The organism is Sphingosinicella sp. (assembly GCF_052387495.1).
Taxonomy (GTDB): Bacteria; Pseudomonadota; Alphaproteobacteria; order Sphingomonadales; family Sphingomonadaceae; genus Allosphingosinicella.
The window spans coordinates 1-4,273 of the sequence record NZ_JBQTJC010000092.1 but is presented as its reverse complement, the minus strand read 5'-3'; the positions used below and the strand labels follow the sequence as shown (position 1 = coordinate 4,273).

Genomic DNA, 4,273 nt, shown 5'->3' with positions numbered 1-4,273 from the left:
AAGGCAGCAGACTGTAAATCTGCCGGGGTTGCCCCTACGCTGGTTCGAATCCAGCCCTGTCCACCATTCTCCTCAGACTAGCGCGCGCAATCGCCGTCGGTGTCGATCTCGGCGCAAATTTCCGCTTCTTCGCGCACATAGCCCGGATGGGGCGCCGCGAAACGCAGGACGATGAAGCCCGCGACCGCGGAGAGGAAGGAGCCGGCGAGGATGCCGACCTTGGCTTCCTCGATCAGCAGCGCATTGCCCGGGAAGGCGAGGGTGCCGATGAACAGGCTCATCGTGAAGCCGATCCCGCACAGGATCGAGACGCCGTAGACCTGCACCCAGGTCGCGCCCCGCAAGGGCGGCGCCATCCCCATCTTGCAGCAGAGCCGGACCGCGGTGAAGATGCCGAGCTGTTTGCCGAGGAACAGGCCGGCGGCGATCGCCAGCGGCAGCGGCGCGAGCAGCGCCTCGGACCCGAGGCCGCTCAGATGGACCCCCGCATTGGCGAAGCCGAAGATCGGGACGATCAGGAAGGCGACCCAGGGCGACAGGGCATGTTCGAGCCGGTGCAACGGCGAATGGGCGGAGTCGGGCGCGCCGGGCGTCTTGACGATCGGCACTACCATCGCGGCCAGCACGCCCGCCACGGTGGCGTGGACGCCCGAGAGCAAGACCGCATACCAGAGCGCGGCGGCGCCGATGCCGTAGACCCACAGGCTCAGCACCCCGCTGCGCGCGAGCAGCCAGAGCCCGGCGAGGATCGCCGCCGCAGCCGCCAGCGCGATAAAATCGAGCGAGGCGGTGTAGAAGAGCGCGATGATGACGACCGCGCCGAGATCGTCGGCGATGGCGACCGTGGTGAGGAACAGTTTGAGCGACGTCGGCGCGCGCTTGCCGAGCAAGGCGAGCACGCCGATCGCGAAGGCGATGTCGGTCGCGGCGGGAATCGCCCAGCCGCGCGCCAATCCGGGCGTGCCGCCGGCGAGGAGCAGGTACACCAAGGCAGGCAGCGCCATACCCGCCGCCGCGGCGATGACCGGGAGCCGGCGCCGGTCCCAGGTCGAGAGCCGTCCGTCGACGAACTCGCGCTTGATCTCGAGCCCGACCAGCAGGAAGAAGATCGCCATCAGCCCGTCGTTGATCAGGAGATGCGGGGTGGTCGGGCCCAGCTTGGCCGAGAGGGCCGGACCGACCGCCATCTCCAGCCAATGGTGATAATCCTCAGCCAGCGGGCTGTTGGCAACGATCAGCGCCAGCGCCGCGGCCGCCATCAGCAGCATCCCGCCCGCCGCCTCGCTGGCGAGGAAGTGGCGAAGGGCGGAGGGGGTGCGCAGGATCGGGAGCGGCTCGGGCGTCGTCATCAAGCCCTAATGCATGCTTGGGCGATAGGCTCCAACCCCCGTTTCGGAGCGCACCTCCTGATCTGCGAAGCCTGCGCGGTCTTGTCTCCCGCGCGGGCTGCGGTCGAGGAGCGAGACCAGCCAAATCGTGACGAAAGCGAGCGGCACCGAGAAGATAGCGGGCGAGGAATAAGGGAAGAGCGCTTCGGAATAGCCGAGCACGGTGACCCACACCGCCGGCGAGAGGATGGTAAGGACGAGGGCGACCGTGACGCCAAGCAGGCCGCCCGCCACCGCCCCGCGCGTCGTCATGCCTCCCCACATCAGCGACAGGAAAAGCACCGGGAAATTGCCCGAGGCGGCGAGCGCGAAGGCGAGACTGACCATGAAGGCGACGTTCTGGGTCTCGAAGGCGATGCCGAGCAGGATCGCGACCACGCCCAGGACGAGGGTGGCGATCCGCGACACCTTGAGCTCCATGCCGGTCTCGGCCGCGTCCTTGCGAATCAAAGTGGCGTAGAGATCGTGGCTGATTGCGGAGGCGCCCGAAAGCGTGAGCCCGGCGACCACCGCGAGGATGGTAGCGAAGGCGACCGCCGAGATGAAGCCCAGGAAGAGATCGCCGCCGACCGCGTCGGCGAGGTGGATCGCGGCCATGTTGCCGCCGCCGCGGAGCCCGCCTTCGGCATTGAGGAAATCCGGATTGGTCGCGACCAGCACGATCGCGCCGAAGCCGATGATGAAGGTGAGCAGATAGAAATAGCCGATCCAGGTCGTCGCCCAGAGCACCGACTTGCGTGCCTCCTTGGCGTCCGGAACGGTGAAGAAGCGCATCAAGATGTGCGGCAGCCCGGCCGTGCCGAGCATCAGCGCCATGCCGAGCGAGATGGCGGAAATGGGATCGCGGATGAAATTGCCCGGCCCCATGATCGATCGCCCGCGCGCCGCCGCCTCGGCCGGACCGGCGCCCTCGGCCGCGGCGAGGCCGGTCTTCACCTCGACGGCGCGCGCGAACAGGGCTTCGAGCGAGAAGCCGAACTGGGCCATCACCATGATCGCCATGAAGGTCGCGCCGGAGAGGAGCAGCACCGCCTTGATGATCTGCACCCAGGTGGTCGCGATCATCCCGCCGAACAGGACGTAGACCACCATCAGGGTGCCGACGATGATCACCGCATAGGTATAGGGCAGGCCGAAGAGCAGCCGGATCAGCTGCCCCGCGCCGACCATCTGCGCGATCAGGTAGAAGGCGACGACGATCAGGGTGCTGACCGCCGCGAAACTGCGCACCGGGGCTTGGGCGAACCGGTAGGACGCGACGTCGGCGAAGGTGAAGCGGCCGAGATTGCGCAGGCGCTCGGCCATCAAGAAGAGGATGATCGGCCAGCCGACGAGAAAGCCGATCGAGTAGATCAGCCCGTCATAGCCGTCGACGAAGATCTGCGCCGAGATGCCGAGGAAGGAGGCGGCGGACATATAGTCTCCGGCGATGGCAAGCCCGTTCTGGAAGCCGGTGATGCCCCCGCCCGCGGTGTAGAAGGCCGAGGCAGTCTTGGTCCGCAGCGCCGCCCAGCGCGTGACCCACAAGGTGAGCGCGACGAAGCCGCCGAACATGACGATCGCCGTCCAGTTCATTCGGCGGCGTCTTTCAGGATCGCTTCCAGCCGCGCGTCGAAATCGCGATTGGCACGGCGCACGTAGAGCGCGGTCAAGGCGATGCCGAGCAGGATCAGGCCGAGCCCGATCGGGATGCCGATCGTGGTGACGCCGCCGCCGATCGGCGTCGCCAGCCATTGAGGATCGAAGGCGATCAGCAGGATATAGCCGAAATAGGCGGCGAGCATGACCGCCGACAGCGTCCAGGCGAGCCGGCGCCGGGTGCGGACCAGCGCCCGATAGCCCGGATGCGCCCTGATCTCACCGATGCGGTCCATCGCGTCCCCTCTGCGGAGGTTCGCATAGCAGCTAAAGCGGCGAGGGCCAGCCTTGCGGTTGACGATCCCGCCCCCCAGGTGGCAGGAGGCGCCGCCCGGCGCGGGTATAGCTCAATGGTAGAGCACTAGCCTTCCAAGCTTGTGACGCGGGTTCGATTCCCGCTACCCGCTCCAGCTCTTGCGCGGCCGGCGGAGCCTAGGAGCGCTTCAGCCAGTCGATCAGCTCGGAGAGCGGGATCAGCTGGTTGAAGGCGATGCCGCAGGCGCGGCCGTTCTGCCAGCGGACGACCCCGGCGACCGGGCGGAAATGCTCCGGCGTGACGACGACGTCGGCGCCGATGTCGAGCGGCTCGTCGAGCTCGATCTTCACTCCGCTCTGGGAAATGTCCCGCGTGTGGACCCATTGGGTGCGGGCGCCGGCGCGCAGCGTCGCCAGCCGGTCGACCTCGATCCGGGGCGTGCGCGCGCGCCAGCCATTGTCGAGCACGGCCGGATTGGCGAGCAGATCGGCGATGTCGACCGGCGTGTCGAAGGCGATGCCGGCATTGGCCTCGCGCACCCAGACGATCCGCCCGGAAACCTCCTGATGGGTCTTCAGCTCGACGCTGACCCGCTGGCCGGGCTGCACCCTGGTGTAGAGATGCGCCATCAGCCCGCCGGCCGAGATGTTGCGGATCAGGCAGAGCTCGCGGCGGCCGTCGATCACGACGATGCCGACGCGCAGGATCTTGATGTGGCGCTCCTGCTGCCGGCGCTCCGGCGGGTCCGGCACCAGATTCGAAAATGAGAAGCTCGTTTCCACGACTTGTTCCCGTGCCAGCATCTACTTCCCGCCCCCAGGTAATGGTCTTGTCTTGACCCTCTTTTGCTTGAGAAGGGCGTTCAGAAGTGCTTACCGGGACCACCGTTCTTTCCGAACGCGCGGTGGCGCGATGTTCACCGCTTGCTTACCACTTTGGGCTAACCGGCCGTTCATGAACGCCCCGACGAAGCTCGCGCCCGCGCTCCGCT

General features: G+C 67.3%; 4 protein-coding genes and 1 tRNA gene. 1 reads left to right on the top strand and 4 read right to left on the bottom strand.

From position 1 onward, the window contains the following. Positions 1–77 precede the first annotated feature (77 nt). From nhaA to ACT4N8_RS05075, 3 genes are read right to left on the bottom strand one after another with little or no spacing between them, the layout of a single operon-like run. A complete protein-coding gene (gene nhaA / locus ACT4N8_RS05085) occupies positions 78–1,349 on the bottom strand; it encodes a Na+/H+ antiporter NhaA (protein ID WP_444857049.1) in 1,272 nt (423 codons plus the stop codon). Positions 1,350–1,355: 6 nt separating this feature from the next. Then, positions 1,356–2,963 carry a cation acetate symporter gene (locus ACT4N8_RS05080; RefSeq protein WP_444857048.1) on the bottom strand — a complete coding sequence of 536 codons (1,608 nt, stop codon included), beginning with the start codon at positions 2,961–2,963 and terminating at the stop codon, positions 1,356–1,358. Further along, entirely contained in the window at positions 2,960–3,262 is a 303-nt protein-coding gene (locus ACT4N8_RS05075) for a DUF485 domain-containing protein (protein WP_444857047.1), read from the bottom strand. Before ACT4N8_RS05075 ends, ACT4N8_RS05080 begins: the two co-directional genes overlap by 4 nt. A gap of 100 nt (positions 3,263–3,362) precedes the next feature. Between ACT4N8_RS05075 and ACT4N8_RS05070 the strand changes: the two genes are divergently transcribed. Beyond that, positions 3,363–3,436: transfer RNA gene (locus ACT4N8_RS05070), tRNA-Gly, on the top strand. A gap of 22 nt (positions 3,437–3,458) precedes the next feature. Here ACT4N8_RS05070 and ACT4N8_RS05065 read toward each other — a convergent pair. Beyond that, positions 3,459–4,064: a PilZ domain-containing protein gene (locus ACT4N8_RS05065; RefSeq protein ID WP_444857046.1), complete on the bottom strand. Its 606-nt coding sequence runs from the start codon at positions 4,062–4,064 to the stop codon at positions 3,459–3,461. Between the last annotated feature and the right edge of the window lie 209 nt (positions 4,065–4,273).